The sequence below is a fragment of the Rothia mucilaginosa genome (assembly GCF_901875305.1).
Classification (GTDB): domain Bacteria; phylum Actinomycetota; class Actinomycetes; order Actinomycetales; family Micrococcaceae; genus Rothia.
Genome location: NZ_CABFLY010000006.1, coordinates 126,911 through 141,752 on the forward strand (window position 1 = coordinate 126,911; position 14,842 = coordinate 141,752).

The window sequence follows — 14,842 nt, forward strand, 5'->3', positions numbered from 1 at the left end:
ACCGATATATAGACGCGGACTTATCCACGCCCTGGCATAACAGCTCGCAAAGTTGTATAGCGTACTGAGCGCGACTGAGCAGGCACCCCGCGCGGGATTCCACCGTTTACCCTGCGAGAGGTTGAATGACTATTCGAGCGTGGGAGCACCTCGTTAGATACCACGAAAAGACATACCGCATGAGCACATTATCTATGAAACGCCGTGTAGTTGCCGTTGCGACTCTTGCAGCGGGACTTCAGGGTGGGGTACTTGCCCCCTCCATGGCCGTCGATACTGTTGCCGACCCTACGCCTTCTCTGCATGATATCGCTGGAGTTGGCGATTTGGATGATCCCCTGATGCAACGTCGTGATGGGGAAACGAATGTTGACCTCGATGACCCGAATGACGGCGATATCACTCTGACTATTCATCATGAGAAGGGTACCGCCCTGCTGATTTGGTCGGGTCTTCCTGAGGAGCTGTCTGCCGAGAGTATGCTGGCAGACGTTGCGCTGTGCACCTCGACGGATAAGTGCACCCACCGTTCTGTGTCTTTGACCGAAGGCGGCTCTCCCGGAGAGGTGGCGCTTCTGGTTGATGTGCCTGCTGAGGGTACGTTCTACGTCATCACTCTGACGGATGCTACCTACGGTATTACGCACGTAGATTTTCTGATGCGCGAGCACGATACTTTGGTGGAGGCTCCCGCGAATCTTCGCAGTCATGCCCAGCCGGGGATTACCTCGCCCCACGGTGATGGCGCATCGTCGAAGAGCCCTACGGAGACGGCAGATTCTACACCGGGTGAGCAGAAGGCAGGCACCTCTGAGTCTCCCTCGCCGCAACCTAGCCCTACGCATGTCCCTTCTGTGGAGGCCTCCACTCCTCACCCGGTGGTGACTCAGCCTCCCGCTAGGCAGAAGGACCTGAATCATATGCAGCAGATTAGCTCCGAGAAGGTAGGTACCGATGTGCACGGCCAAAACCGTCGAAACGGTCCGCGCCTGACGGTTCAGAACTCCCAGGTGAATTCGAGCGATTCGATTAAACCCATCACCGTGCGCGGTAAGAACTTTGCGACGAATGACACCGGATATGACCTGATGCTCATGGAACTTGATGGCGATGGGAATACGGTCGGTGATGCTCTAGCTATTGTGCGCGTGAGCCCTTCAGACCTCTCCTCCGGGAGCTTTGAGGCGGTGCTGGGTGTACCCGGGGCCTCCCTGCAGACCGGCCGCACCTACCTGGTTGTGGCAATGGATGCGGCCGGCGGCGGAGATGTGCAGGTGTGCACGGTGCGTTTCACTGTTTCTCTAGCAAGTAACGCCACCGGAAATGCCCCGGCTGAAAGCACCGATACCTCTACCGATACTCTGGCGAGCTCTTCACCTTCCGTGGCGGCTAATGTTCCTTCTGCGGAGCCTTCAGCGGGCTTGAGCGGTGGCGAAAGTACCGTAAACGTGGCAGGTCAGGAGAACGGGGCGAAGGTTCGGAGCGTGCGGTCTGCAACTGCTCTGGCGGGGGCCCAGAAAGACCCCACCCTCTCCGTCAAAGAGGGAACGGCCGCCACGGCACGCCCTGTTGCGTCTTCTTCATCGGAGCTGGGGTACCGCACGCGCAATGCGCAGGATGGCCAGACAGCTAATCGCCCGGACTCCTCCTCCGACACCGATTCTACTGCCCAGATGCGCCGGTCCTCGACTCTGGACGATTCCCCTTCGCAGGTACGTTCTGAGCAGAAGGGTCGCGACGGAGTGAAGGCCTCCGAAGCTGATCTCGCTCACGGCATGACGGTCTCTTCACCTGCTCTGGCTGTACTGTTGACGCTCGGTGGCGGCTTGGTTCTGGGGTCCTTGGGTATGACCTGGGTCCATTCGTTGCGCCGTAAATAAAGGTTTCCACACGTTGAAGGTGGAGGAGAAGTAGGGTTTGCTGAACGTCGGCACCTTGGGTGCCAGCGCCTCCACCGGTGGTGTTGCCTCAGGAGTTTTGCTTCTCGGAGTTCAACCTTGCCTTACCCCGCTTTCCCACTTGGTCCGAGTGGGGGAGCGGGGTTTTGTGTTTCTTGACTCCGCGTTGGCCCGGCATTTCGTTTCGGGAGTTTTTACAATGGAAACATGACTGTTTTGAATGTTCTTGCTACCTCTCACGGTACCGACTCCGTTGCCGGTCGTGAAGCCATCGCTCTGATTCGCGAGCAGGTGCGCTCTTTGTTGGATCAGCGTACTGACGGGGTGGAATACCGTGTGCACGAGGCGTATGTTGATGTTGAGTCTCCCAGCGTGGATGACGCTGCGGCGGCTCTGCCTAAGGATGAACCCTGCGTTATCGTCCCGATTCTACTCTCTACCGGATTCCATACCCAGGTGGATTTGCGCCGCGCAGCCCGTGAAAGTGGTATTGAGCGTATCGTGATTGCTGATTCCCTCGGCCCTGATCATCGATTGGCTCGATTGGCTCGAACCCGTCTTGAAGAGGCCGACTGGGCCCCTGAGAACGGCTCCGTCGTGGTGCAGGGCGCAGCCGGCTCTTCCCGGGCCGATGGTCGCGCCGATATGGAGCGTGCCGCCGAGCTGCTCTCTGAAGCTCTAGAAACTCCTGTCCAGCACGGTTTTATTGCATCCATTGATCCGAAGTTCCACGAGGTTGTGGCGGAGCATCAACCGGAGTTTGCCGCCACCTACCTGCTGGCAGAGGGGTTCTTCGCCTCGAAGATGCGCCGTGATGCAGAGTCAACCGGCCAGTCAGTGAAGGTCGCTGCGCCGTTGGTGAATGCGCAGGATTCTGCCTCCGCCAGGGTGGTTGCCGAGTGCTTCGTTGATCGTATGGACGAGGCGCTCGCCGCCTAAGGACTCCCTCGGGTTTGTTACTGCACGAAGGGCCCCCGCTTCCTCAAAGGAGGCGGGGGCCCTTCGTTATTTGGATTGGCTACGAGCCGTCTGGCTTAGTTAGCCAGCAGGTAGACGTCGCCGTCACGAACCTCAACGGGGTATACGTTGAGCGAGTAGGAAGAGTCCGACAGGCATTCACCGTTGGTCAGGTCGTAGACCTCCTTGTAGAGGGGGGAGGTGATGGTGGAGTGACCGTTCTTTTCGCCGATAATACCGCGGGCCAGAACGAGTGCCTGGCTGTGGGGGTCGAGGTGATCGCTGGCGAAGATGCCGTGCTTGGTCTTGTAGATGGCGTACTGGTGGTCGTCTACCAGGGCGACTTCGCCCCAGTTTTCTTCAAGATCGGATTCGGCGCAGATGCGGACCCAGTTATCGGCCATGGGGTTTTTCCTTTCGAAACGGTGTGTGTCGCGCGGGGCGAACGCAATTACGGTTTGGGTGCAATTGCGATTCGCGTGTTCTTTGTTTGGAGTTTACCCTATGAAACCCACATTGGGAAATGGGGCACGCTGGAAAGCTAAAGGTTATTCCCACCCTAAACGAGACCGCAAATTTTATAGATTAGCCTTACCTAAATCCGACAGGGGTGAAGGTATATATACCCTTATCTAGCCTGTTATTTCGCGGAAGTTTTTCAGAATTTTTTCTCACAAAATGCTGATTTTGGCCATCCGCACCGGATGCTACCATGTACGATGAAAGTCGTGGCTCGGAATCGTTTTTGAGCACCTGAAGAAAACAACATAATCCCACACAAAAATGTTTCGTAATTTTCAGGGATTGCGAAAGATAAGAGGTTTCACGGGACCTTGTATTCCGTCGGTACGACCCTCTTATCTTGGTAAATCCGGGATTTTCGTGTTGCGGCGCATACGTCGCAAATAAGTTACGAGACGAATTTCAGGTACACAATCGCCGTTCGCGGTGAAGATACATGAGCTATTGCATCGCAAACTAGGAAAGGAAAATTCATGTCGAACACCCCCCGCAACATTCTCGTTGTCGGTGCAGGCCCCGCCGCATGGCGTTTTGTTCGTGCATACCACGAGGGTGCTGAAGCAGCCGGTCGTGCCGCAGACACCATTACCGTGCTGAACGATGAACCCTACACCCCTTACGACCGCGTTGCCATTGAGCAGCTCTTCAAGGATCCCGAAAAGGACCTGACCCTCGGCGACCCCGAGCTGTGGAACGCTGAGAACATCAACCTGGTCAACAACTGCCACGCAGAGAAGCTGGACCGTAACCGCCGCGTGGTGACCGACACTGAGGGCAACGAGTACCCCTACGACGTTCTGATTTTTGCAACCGGTTCTCGCGCGGTTCGTATCCCCATTCTTAACTCGGATGCAGCACACGTCTTCCGCACCGTCGACGACGTGAAGAACATGGTTTCCGAGGTGAACCGCCTGCAGTCCACCCTCGGCCGCGCACCCCGCGGTATCGTTGTCGGTGGCGGTCTGCTCGGCCTTGAGGCCGCTGAGGGCCTGAAGGAGCTCGGCGCAGAACCAACCATCCTGGATGTGGCTCCCTGGCTGCTCTCCGTTGAGGTGGACCAGGGCGGCGGTTACGCTGTGAACGCCCAGATTAAGGCAACCGGCATCAACATCGAGACCGGCGTGTTCATCTCCGGCATCAACAAGGACGCCGACGGTAACGTCGTCTCCGTCTCCATCGCCGACTCTCCCTCCGAGGATGCTAACATCCACACCCTGCCCGCCGACATGGTGGTCTTCGGCGCCGGTATTCGCCCCAATGACGAACTGGCCCGCACCGCCGACATGCACTTGGGCGAGCGCGGCGGTATTGTCGTCAACGACGCCTGCCACACCTCCGACGAGCACATTTGGGCTATCGGTGAGGTTGCCTGCGTGCTGGGCCGCACCTGGGGTCTGGTCGCACCGGCTAACGCTATGGCCGACGCCGTGGCAGCCAACCTGCTCAACGACAACGAAGAAGCAAAGGTCGAGGAATTCGACATCGCCACCAAGCTGAAGTTCTCCGGTGTTCAGGTGGCTGGTTTCGGTGACCGTCGCGGTACCACCGAGGGTTGCCTTGAGGTCCTGTTCGCTGATCCCGCTCGCGGCATGTACCAGAAGATTGTGACCAGCGGCGACGCTAAGACCCTGCTGGGTGGTGTGTTCGTTGGTGACACCGCTCCCTTCGACTCCCTGAAGCCTCTGCTGGGTCGCGAACTGCCCGCCGAGCCGAACGTTTACCTGACCGCAGCCGGTGGCGGCGACGGTATCCCCGACACCGAACTGCCCGACGACGCAATCCTGTGTTCCTGCAACAACATTAGCTTCGGTACCGTGCGTGAGGCCATCGTTGACGGCAACCACGACGTGGCATCCCTGAAGGCTTGCACCACCGCTGGTACCCAGTGTGGTTCCTGCGTTCCCATGCTGCAGAAGACCCTCGAGCAGCAGATGAAGAAGATGGGCCTGACCGTCTCCAAGGCCCTGTGTGAGCACTTCGACTTCTCCCGTGCAGAGCTGGCCGAGGCCGTGCGTCTGACCAACCTGGACGACTTCGACTCCGTGATTGCTCGCTTCGGTCACGGTGGTGACGGTTGCGCTATCTGTAAGCCGACCGTTGCATCGATTCTCTCCTCCTTCCGTAACTCCTACGTGCTGGATTCCGGCCGCGGTGGTCTGCAGGAGACCAATGACCGTGCACTGGCTAACATGCAGAAGGACGGTACCTACTCCGTCGTTCCGCGTATTCCCGCCGGTGAGATTCCCGCCAAGAAGCTGGCCGTCATCGCAGAGGTCGCTGAGGAATTCGGCCTGTACACCAAGATCACCGGTGCACAGCGTATCGGTATGTACGGTGCCCGCCTCGAGCAGCTGCCCTACATCTGGGAGCGCCTGGTCGACGCTGGTTTCGAGTCCGGTCAGGCTTACGGTAAGTCCCTGCGTAACGTGAAATCCTGCCTGGGCTCGAGCTGGTGCCGCTACGGTGTTCAGGACTCCGTTGGCATGGCAATCCACCTGGAGAACCGCTACCGCGGTCTGCGTTCCCCGCACAAGTTCAAGTTCGGTGTCTCCGGTTGTAACCGCGAGTGTGCTGAGGCTCAGGGCAAGGACGTCGGTCTGATTGCAACCAGCAACGGCTGGAACCTGTACCTGGGTGGTAACGGTGGCGCAACCCCCGCCCACGGCCGCCTCTTCGTCAAGGACGCCTCCAGCGAGGACGTCGTGCGCTACATCGACCGCTACCTGATGTACTATATCCGTACCGCAGACAAGCTGCAGCGTACCGCTCGCTGGCTTGAGGACCTGGACGAGGAACACGGTGACGGTCTGGCACACCTGCAGTCCGTCCTCATTGAGGACTCCCTGGGTGTGTGCGAGGACCTCGAACGCGACATGCAGCGTCACATCGATTCCTACGAGGACGAGTGGGCCGCAACCCTGAAGGATGAGCGTCGTCTGCGCCGCTTCCGCGCCTTCATTAACGAAGAGCACGGTAGTGACGAAGCATCGCACCTGTTCGTGCTGGAGCGCGAGCAGATTCGCCCCGCAACCCCCGAAGAGGTTGCAGCCGTCAAGGCTGGCGAATCTAACACCGTCCTGGTGACCGGCACCAAGATTCCCGTGGGTAAGCCCAATGACCTCAACCCGGTTCCGGCAGCCTAGTATGGGCCCGAAGATTCCGCCGTTCCCGCCCCGCGAGTTCGCCACGGTTGACGAGGTGCTCGCGGGCGGAGCGCCCGGTCATAGCCTGGATGACAGCGTGACCGAGCGCGGTATCGCCCTGCCCGGTGAACGCGCCGAGCACCCCGGCAAGGTCTACATTGTCGGTGGTGGCCCCGGTGCCGTTGACCTGTTGACCTTGCGCGCGGTGCGTGCCCTCGGCGCGGCAGATGTGGTCCTGCTGGACCACCTCGCCCCACAGGAGTACGGCGAGTACGCCCCGAACGCCCTCATCGTCGATGTGGGCAAGGTGCCCGGTAAGCATGCTGTTCCGCAGTCTCGTATTCAGCAGCTCATGATTGACTACGCGCTTTCGGGTAAGACCGTGGTGCGTCTGAAGGGCGGCGATCCGTACGTGTACGGTCGCGGCGCTGAAGAGCTGGATGCGTGCATCGCGGCAGGCCTGGAGGCCGAGGTTATCCCCGGCATCACCAGTGCTATCGCCGTTCCTGGACGCGCCGGTATCCCGGTGACCCTACGCCGTGTGTCCTCGATTTTCACTGTGGTATCCGGTCACTCGGGTCTCTCCGAAAATGACCTGGCTGCGGTCGAAGCCACTCTGCGGGCCTCCGGCACCGTGGTGCTGCTGATGGGGGTGCGTACCCTGCCCGATACGGTAGCCTCTCTGCTCTCTCGTGGGATTGAGGGCGAGGTGCCGTTGGCGACCATCGAGAACGGATTCTCTGAGAATGAGCGGGTTACCGTGACGACTCTGGAGAATGCGAAGACCGATTGCGCTCAGGTGAAGTCGCCCGCTATCACCGTGATTGGCGAGGTCGTGTACTACGCCCGCGACGATCAGAACCGCTTCGTGAGCGAGGTTCACGAGCGTCTGCGCGAGCGTTCCACCTCGTAACGTCCTACTGTGTTCATGCCCCGTTGACACCCTCGGCGCGATGCCTGCCGTGGGGAGGAACATGAGGTATCAAGACATAGCTCCGTATCCTTGGTTTTCCTAGTTGCCAAGGATGCGGGGCTCTTGTCATGTTTGGAACGCCTACATGGGGTTGGCTGGCTCCGGGCATGGTCTTAATGTGGATTCCCGCTCATTCGGCGCAATTGGCTGGGCAATTGGTAGCGGCACAATCGCCACGAACGCAGACGAAAGGTATAAACGAAAGGCGGGGCGGGTATCAACGTGAGCTGATACCCGCCCCGCCTTTCGTAGCGTGGAGACGAGAATGGTCTGCGTGGCTTTAGACTCCCGTACCTGAATACGAGCCGCCGGAGGAGTCTGAAGAAGAGCTACCGGAACCACGGAAAATCTTCTTGAAGCGTTCACTGTATTCAGACTTGAAGAAGTCTGAACTGGTCACGTTCCACTTGCCCTGGTCAAAGACCAGAATCACAGGAACCTGAATGGTGCTTGCCTTCTGAACCTGGCTTGAACCGCCCTGATAGGTGGTGAATTCGCTCGCCCAGTCCTCACAGGGGAAAGACACAGCACTGAGCTCAGTTGAGGCGTAAGCGCGCACCTTGTACTCCGAGAGAATACTCATCTTGTTCTCGTAACCCTTGACCCAACCGCCCTTGGAATACAGGTTGTGGACGTTGAGAAGCTCGACGCTGAGCTTGGTATCGTCCTTATTCATGAGGTTGATGGCGTACTCAATCTTGCCGGTACGCATGAGGTAGACGTAAGAACTCTGGTAGGCGCATAGAGTCTTGTATGCGCCCTCAAGGGTATTGGTGCGCCGAGCCGTCTGATCGATAATCGGGGTGGGGACGTTCTTTGCGGGGGAAGTATCGGTGGCCTCGACGTACTTATCCGGCAGGTCTTTGTACTCGTACTTCAGAGGGCCCAGGTACTTGTCACTACCCTTGAGGTACTCCTCCTCGGGGATAATCCGGACGCTACCCGAAGCAGAGGCACTGGAAGAAGCCGAGGTAGAGGCACTAGCGGAAGGACTAGGGGAGTTGCTGGGGGAACCACTAGGTGAGCTGGCGGGAGAGGTAGACCCATTAGCGAGCGGACGGACGTCCTTGGCGCATCCGGCTAGGGCGAGAGCGGCAAGGCCAATACCACCCAGAAGGATATTGCGTCGGCTGGGTGCGTGATTGAGGAAAGACATCGTGGCCTCCTGATGTATTATTCGGCCCGTACTTCGCGGAGCTTCAAGTGTGCACCGATCGTGTAGGGCCCTGTCGTATGGTGTGTGTGGTACAGATGTACCCGGATGCTCATTCTCCCAAAAAATCACGCGGCTGGCGTGAGGAACGCGGGGGAGTATCCGGGTATGACTATAGGTGGCCCATTTGAAAGGTTCGTCAAAAAACCCTGAACGTTATCTTTAAGGCGCAATAACCCAAAGTCAGTGAGGTACAGGGGAGTGTACCATCACGACTTTGGGTTAGTGACCATGGGATGTATCAGGTGGGGCTACGTTAGATGCCAGACTTCTGGAACGGAACGGCTTCAGACCCATACGAAATTAGACCCGAGTGGAGCTACGGCCCGAAGATGAAGACCTGCTAGGGCTGCTGGAACCATCGGAACTCGAAGAGCCCTTGCCGCCATTCAAACGTTCGTTCAGATAGTCGTTGCTGATTCGCCACCACTTACCCTCGGTGTAGAGCATCACGTGCGGTATGGATACCTGAGTAATTGCCGGTATTTTGCGCTCGGTGCCATCCGGCTGATGGATGGCGGTGGCAGAATATTTGGCGTCCATCATGATTTCTACGTAGCCGTCACCGTTCCTCAGCGCGGTTCTAGGCTCCGTATTCTGCATGGAAATGCTACAGGTAAAGTCCATGTACCAGCCGTTCATCTCGTACAGTTCCTTGACTGCCTTGACCTCGTCGATAGCGCTCTTATCTGCCGGGTAGGTCAGCTCAATCGCCTGATCTGCGTAGCGACCATCCTTGAGCGCGGTGATCTGGGCGCTGTAGTAGGCGCGCAACGTCTCGTAGGCTCCCTGGAAGGTCGAGTCCTCGCGGTGCGGAACGGTCTTAAGGGGTTTGGGTACGTTCTTCGCCGGGGAAGAAGCCGTTGCGGGCTGGTACTCACCCGTGTACTCGCCGGTCAACTTTAGCGGACCGGGGTATTCGCGCCAGCCTTCAACGAGCGCATCCTCAGATACGGGCACACGTGCAGCGCTGGAAGAACTGCTCTTAGCGCTTGCTGAAGCAGATGCCGAACTAGATGCAGAAGGTGAAGCGGAAGAAGCCGCGCTCGTGGTGGGGGTAGCGGTGGGGGCGCCTACCTTAGCTTTTGCCTCTTCGCTCAACGGGTGAATATCGGAGGCGCAGCCCGCCAGCAGAGAGGCGGCACCGCCCAGTAGGAGAGTACGGCGAGTCAGCGGGCGAAGGGCCGAAGAGCTAACGATGGCGGAACGAGTGCTCGAAGAGCGAGTCAGGGGGAACATCGGGGAACTCCTTGAATTTATCCCGAGATGAGCTCGGGGCACCCGAGTACGGGTGCGTGGTTGTATTCGTCATAGGTGAGGTTCGCGTGCGGGAATAAACCCGGTTGCGTCATCGGAGGGCAAACCGGAAGGCGCCTCGATGCGCTCTGCCACCGAGGCAGAGCACCCGCATGAACCAAAGATGAAACCGTAGGATTCGTTCGTTCCAGCTTGCACTGGTCAAGTTTTGCGCTAGACCGGTTTCTGCTGGCCAGGGAACTGTCAGCTTCGACGGTTTCCTAGCGGTAGAAACCTTAGAATCATTTTTGATGCGTTATGTTCTCTATTCTATGTCAATTGATTCAAAATGCATAGAAATGAACCTTAGTAGTTCCTGAGAGATTACTAAACCCAGATCGCAATCATCAACATGTGAAGCTGGGGTTGCATCACGATACTTAGGGGTGGTTAGGCTTGGTGGGCACCCGTGAACGGTGTCAGATAATGTGAATTGCATCATGTTTGAGGCGTCGAATTATTGAAATATAGCTAATTTTCTGTGCGACAGAACGGGGGATTGGGTGCATACAACTCTCCTTCCAAAGGGATTTGGAATCCCAGCGAAAGAGTAAAGAAGGTGGGGCAGCCAGGTGGGGAAACCATTCTGTAATCCCTGAATATGCACTCTATTCACTCGCTATACACCGCTCGATGGGGCAAAAAATTAGTTCCCACACCAAAGGTAGAGGGGTGAAAAAATTTACGGAGTGAATATCTAGTGGACACACCTCCGCCTCAGCCCAATATCTTGTGGTTGCCCGAAAGGTGCTTTTAAAAATTCAACACCTAAATTCAAAACCAACTTAAAACCACACTGCAACGATGTAAAAACATACATTGGATGACACGCCCGAGTGCGTGACTTGCGAGTGTCTCTTAAAGGCTTCTGGGGCTCGAAAACTCGCGGAAGAGTGCCCCGTTCATTCCTTGCACCTTACGGGGACTGCAGGGGAGCGGAGGCGTTCAAACCCACACCAATCGAGGTTGCATTCGGGGCTAAAAGCCACATAAACTATTAGTGTTTGCAACGACCCGGCCATCACCGGCGAGCAATTCGGAAGAACAGACCGCACCTGCGGGCGCCCGCCAATCGCTGCGGCGAGGGCGTCTTAGCGGAAGAGATGTAGTCCCAGTAGAACCGGACGGTTAAGCCCGATATAGCTGTAATAAGCGACTGATACCCGCCCAACGCGCCGCTCTTCCGGTGGCTAGGCATCGCGGACACGCGAGGCCACGTAGCCCCGGAAGGGTTCGGTGCGTTGAGCTGGTTAACTCAGTAAGCAAGGTGGTACCGCGCCGCATCCTGAAACTCCGGCCCCGCCGGCAGGTCAGCGATGCCTTGGCGTCCTTGCACCCGTCATGTCAACCCTCACCGGCTGAGAAGCGACGAGTGCACGCACCCGCGTACTGCGCCCGTCATCTCAACGGCGAGAACAACAGATAAGGGCGCACCCAATGTCTAACGTATACCCCAAGGCGAGTGCCTTCGAAGCCGCAGGAAGCGGCGTCACCGCATCGCCCAAGTTCCCCGCACTCGAAGAAGCGGTCCTCGACTACTGGAAGAAGGACGGCACCTTCGCCGCATCCATCGCGAACCGCCCCGCCGGCAAAAACGGCGAGAATGAGTTCGTTTTCTACGACGGCCCTCCCTTTGCCAACGGCCTGCCCCACTATGGCCACCTGCTCACCGGCTACGCCAAGGACCTCGTTGCCCGCTACCAGACCCAGCGCGGCCACAAGGTTGAGCGCCGCTTCGGCTGGGACACCCACGGCCTGCCCGCAGAACTCGAGGCCATGAAGCAGCTCGGCATGACCGACAAGCGCGAAATCCTCGAAATGGGCATCGACAACTTCAACGATGCCGCCCGCGCCTCCGTGCTCAAGTACACCAACGAGTGGGAAAAGTACGTCACCCGCCAGGCACGCTGGGTCGACTTCGAAAACGACTACAAGACCCTGAACGTCGAGTACATGGAGTCCGTCATCTGGGCGTTCAAGCGCCTCTACGAGAAGGGCCTGACCTACCAGGGCTTCCGCGTGCTGCCCTACTGCTGGAAGGACGAGACCCCCCTCTCCAACCACGAGCTACGCATGGATGACGACGTGTACAAGGACCGCCAGGACCAGACCGTCACCGTCGCATTCCGCCTCACTGCAGACACCGCGCTCGGTGCCGACGAGAAGGTCGCCGCAGAGCTCGAGGGCGTCGAGGCAATCGCCTGGACCACCACCCCCTGGACCCTGCCCACCAACCAGGCGCTCGCCGTCGGACCCGAGATTGAATACTCCGTCGTACCCGGCGCAGGCAAGTTCGCGGGCCGCTCCTTCCTGCTCGCCACCGACCTGCTCGGCTCCTACGCCAAGGACCTCGGCTACGAAGGCGACAACCCCGCCGAGGACGCCGCCGCAGCCGTCACCGCACGCTACACCGGCTCTCAGCTCGAGCACGTGCGCTACACCCCGCTGTGGGACTACTTCGCAGACGCTGAAAAGTGGGGCACCGAAACCTCCTGGCAGATCCTGGTCGCAGACTACGTCTCCACCACCGACGGTACCGGTATCGTCCACCAGGCACCCGCCTACGGTGAAGACGACCAGAAGGTCTGTGAAGGCTACGGAATCCCCGTGATCCTCTCCCTCGACGAAGGCGCAAAGTTCCTGCAGCTCTTCACCGAGCCCACCGCATCCGGCTCCACCGCCCTGGCTGAGATTGCAGGCGTGCAGGCATTCGACGCGAACCGCACCATCATCAACGCCCTCAAGGCAGACGACGCGCTGATTCGCGAGAAGTCCTACGTGCACTCCTACCCGCACTGCTGGCGCTGCCGCACCCCGCTCATCTACCGTGCAATCACCTCCTGGTACGTGAAGGTCACCGACTTCAAGGACCGCATGTACGAACTGAACAAGCAGATCAACTGGATTCCGGAGAACGTGAAGTACGGCCAGTTCGGCAAGTGGGTTGAGAACGCACGCGACTGGTCCATCTCCCGTAACCGCTTCTGGGGCTCCCCGATCCCCGTGTGGGTTTCGGACGACCCGAACTACCCGCGCATCGACGTGTACGGCTCCCTCGAAGAGCTCAAGGCAGACTTCGGCCGCCTGCCCCTGAACAAGAACGGCGAACCCGACCTGCACCGCCCGTACATCGACGAGCTGACCCGCCCGAACCCGGACGACCCGACCGGCAAGTCCACCATGCGCCGCGTGGAAGACGTGCTCGACGTCTGGTTCGACTCCGGTTCCATGCCCTACGCACAGGTGCACTACCCCTTCGAGAACCAGGAATGGTTCGAAAACCACTACCCGGCGGACTTTATCGTCGAGTACATCGGCCAGACCCGCGGCTGGTTCTACGTGCTGCACGTGCTGGCCACCGCGCTCTTCGACCGCCCCGCGTTCAAGAACGTCATCAGCCACGGTATCGTGCTTGGCTCGGACGGTCAGAAGATGTCCAAGTCCCTGCGCAACTACCCGGACGTCTCCGAGGTCCTCGACCGTGACGGCTCCGATGCAATGCGCTGGTTCCTGATGTCCTCGCCGATTCTGCGCGGCGGCAACCTGATCGTGACCGAGCAGGGCATCCGCGAGGGCGTTCGCCAGGTCATGCTGCCGCTGTGGAACGTCTACCACTTCTTCGCCCTGTACGCCAACGCCGCCAACAACGGCGAAGGCTACAGCGCCAAGCTCAAGTACGACTCGCAGCACGTGATGGACCGCTTCATCCTCGGCAAGACCCGCGAAATGATCGAGCAGGTCACCGATGCGATGGACTCCTACGACATCTGGAACGCCTGCGAATACCTGCGCCAGTACGCCGACGCGCTGACCAACTGGTACGTGCGCCGTTCCCGCGAGCGCTTCTTCAATGAAGACACCGACGCATTCGACACCCTCTACACCGCACTGGTGACCGTGTCGAAGGTCGCTGCATCCCTGCTGCCGCTCAGCAGCGAGGAAATCTACCGCGGTCTCACCGGTGAACGCTCCGTGCACCTGGCTGACTGGCCCGAGGCATCCGCTTTCGCTGACGAGTCCGACCTGCTGGCTCTCATGCAGACCGTGCGTGAGGTCTGCTCCGCCGGTTCGGCACTGCGCAAGGAGAAGAAGATCCGCGTGCGCCAGCCGCTGCAGAAGATGACCGTGGCGATTGCACCCGAGCAATTCGCAGCCCTGGGCACCGCTTTCGGCGAGAAGGGCGCGGAGTACTTCGCGACCATCGTCGAGGACGAGCTGAACCTGCGCCAGGTGACCCTGGTCAGCGCCGACACCGTCGACCCGGCTGACTACGGCATCTCCCAGCAGCTGAAGGTCAACGCACGTGCGGCAGGCCCGCGCCTGGGCAAGCAGGTGCAGGTGGCCATTAAGGCTTCCAAGTCCGGTGACTGGACCGTGACCGAGGACGGTACCGTCCTGGTCGGCGTGAAGGCTCTGGACGGCGGCCTGGCCCTGGAAGAGGGCGAGTACGAGCTGGTGACCGTGGTTGACACCGACGCTGAGGGTGCCGAGCACACTGCCGCGGCCGTTCTACCCGGCGGCTTCCTGGTCCTCAACATTGAGCTGACCGACGAGCTGGTGGCCGAGGGTATCGCCCGCGACACCATCCGCGCTATTCAGCAGGCACGTAAGGACGCCGACCTGAACGTGGCGGACCGCATCAACCTGAGCATCGAGGCACCCGAGGAAACCCTGGCAGCTCTGCGCGCCAACGAGGCACTGGTGACCGGCGAAACCCTCGCCGTGTCCCTGCAGCTGACCGAGGGCCCCGAGCTGTCCATCAGCGTGGCTAAGGCCTAACACGCCTGAACCGTACGGCCGTCCCGCCCCCTTCACGGGCGGGGCGGCCCGTCGTCTATCC

The 14,842-nt window shown here is 59.2% G+C and carries 8 protein-coding genes; 5 read left to right on the forward strand and 3 right to left on the reverse strand.

Going from position 1 to position 14,842, the window contains the following annotated elements:
• The first annotated feature begins 179 nt into the window (after positions 1 to 179).
• The gene (locus tag JX292_RS07800; RefSeq protein WP_204863201.1) at positions 180 to 1,880 is read left to right on the forward strand and encodes a hypothetical protein; all 1,701 of its coding nucleotides are present in this window, start codon (positions 180 to 182) and stop codon (positions 1,878 to 1,880) included.
• 225 nt (positions 1,881 to 2,105) lie between these two features.
• Complete coding sequence (locus JX292_RS07805) at positions 2,106 to 2,837, forward strand: sirohydrochlorin chelatase (protein WP_204863203.1); 732 nt, start codon at positions 2,106 to 2,108, stop codon at positions 2,835 to 2,837.
• Between the two features lie 95 nt (positions 2,838 to 2,932).
• Here JX292_RS07805 and nirD read toward each other — a convergent pair whose 3' ends face one another.
• Positions 2,933 to 3,259, reverse strand: a complete 327-nt coding sequence (nirD, locus tag JX292_RS07810) for a nitrite reductase small subunit NirD (protein ID WP_204863204.1) — start codon at positions 3,257 to 3,259, stop codon at positions 2,933 to 2,935.
• Positions 3,260 to 3,850: 591 nt separating this feature from the next.
• On the opposite strand from nirD, the gene nirB reads away from it, so the two are divergent.
• Positions 3,851 to 6,520 (forward strand): nitrite reductase large subunit NirB, encoded by a 2,670-nt coding sequence (nirB, locus tag JX292_RS07815; protein WP_204863206.1) that lies wholly within the window; start codon positions 3,851 to 3,853, stop codon positions 6,518 to 6,520.
• A complete protein-coding gene (gene cobA, locus JX292_RS07820; RefSeq protein ID WP_239653698.1) occupies positions 6,492 to 7,433 on the forward strand; it encodes a uroporphyrinogen-III C-methyltransferase in 942 nt (313 codons plus the stop codon). The genes nirB and cobA overlap by 29 nt, the downstream gene beginning before the upstream one ends.
• 340 nt (positions 7,434 to 7,773) lie before the next feature.
• On the opposite strand, the gene JX292_RS07825 is transcribed toward cobA, so the two are convergent.
• Together JX292_RS07825 and JX292_RS07830 are read right to left on the reverse strand one after the other, a co-directional pair.
• Positions 7,774 to 8,649, reverse strand: coding sequence for a DUF6318 family protein (locus JX292_RS07825; RefSeq protein ID WP_204863208.1), 876 nt, complete (start codon positions 8,647 to 8,649; stop codon positions 7,774 to 7,776).
• Between the two features lie 360 nt (positions 8,650 to 9,009).
• A complete protein-coding gene (locus JX292_RS07830; protein ID WP_204863210.1) occupies positions 9,010 to 9,945 on the reverse strand; it encodes a DUF6318 family protein in 936 nt (311 codons plus the stop codon).
• 1,494 nt (positions 9,946 to 11,439) lie between these two features.
• Between JX292_RS07830 and ileS the strand changes: the two genes are divergently transcribed.
• On the forward strand, positions 11,440 to 14,781 hold the full coding sequence (gene ileS, locus JX292_RS07835; protein ID WP_204863212.1) for an isoleucine--tRNA ligase: 3,342 nt from the start codon (positions 11,440 to 11,442) through the stop codon (positions 14,779 to 14,781).
• Positions 14,782 to 14,842: the final 61 nt, after the last annotated feature.